This window comes from Leisingera sp. MMG026 (genome assembly GCF_021654205.1).
In the GTDB taxonomy this organism is placed as follows: Bacteria; Pseudomonadota; Alphaproteobacteria; order Rhodobacterales; family Rhodobacteraceae; genus Leisingera.
The window spans coordinates 1-909 of record NZ_JAKFZM010000133.1 but is presented as its reverse complement, the minus strand read 5'-3'; the positions used below and the strand labels follow the sequence as shown (position 1 = coordinate 909).

The window sequence follows — 909 nt, the reverse complement described above, 5'->3', positions numbered from 1 at the left end:
GAGGGGTGAGAGGGGCGCTAATGTCCAACGATTTGCATGGGGAAATTGTTTTAGCTTCTGGAAGTGAGGAGGCGCGACTTCCGGACATCCCGAGAGATGTTTTGCGCGCACTACATTCCGCAGTGCTTGGCAAGAAGGAGCAGTTCTCACAAAACTATCATCGGTGTTCGATTGTCGACGCGAATGATCTAGAGCAACTTTGCTTGATTTTGGGGCAGTGGAGCTCGCAATACAATCCCACTTCGCGCAAGATTACAATCACGGCCACTCATGTTAATGGCGTGAATAAGCAAAAGAAGTACCGTTACAAGTTTGGTTCTCTTGATAGCTTTAAGAAGTATGATCTGTCTACCAAGGATCCAATTACTAGTGTTATTTTCTCATTTTCGATGGTATCGATCCACCCGGAAACTGGGGATTATCAGCCTCTTGATCTGAATTTGGATTTTACCGGCCTGTACAATCATCCATACTACTATTTGAAGAATGGAATGCACTCAAGGTATCGGTTGGATCCCGACGAAGTTTCATGCAAAGTGCAAATAGAGTTTGTGGATCACATTGTTTCGAAGTCCCTCCAAACTGCGGTGGAGGAGTGGTACTATGGTTTGAAGACGGTCGAGGAGCCGAGGCCGAACAGGTGGTTGAATCTGCTTGGATACGATTACTCTGACACGTTCCCAGATGGAAAATTCGTATCCTCTTGGTTGGCTGTGGTGATTTCTGTTTTTATTTCATTTGGTTTGGTTTCCAATTATCGCTTGCCTGGCTTGGTTGATGATACAATTTGGTTCCTTTCTATCTGTATTTTTGTCGCGACGATCCTTCACGGCTTGTATCGGTGGGCGATTTCTAGAGCGATTGGAGTTATTTATTATGATTTCCTCATTCCGCTGGTTAGGGTAAATC

1 protein-coding gene is annotated in these 909 nt (G+C 45.0%); it reads left to right on the top strand.

Annotated elements, in window-relative coordinates:
- Nucleotides 1–20: 20 nt before the first annotated feature.
- The coding region (locus tag L1069_RS23805; protein ID WP_237457292.1) for a hypothetical protein at nt 21–909 on the top strand (889 nt) is incomplete at its 3' end.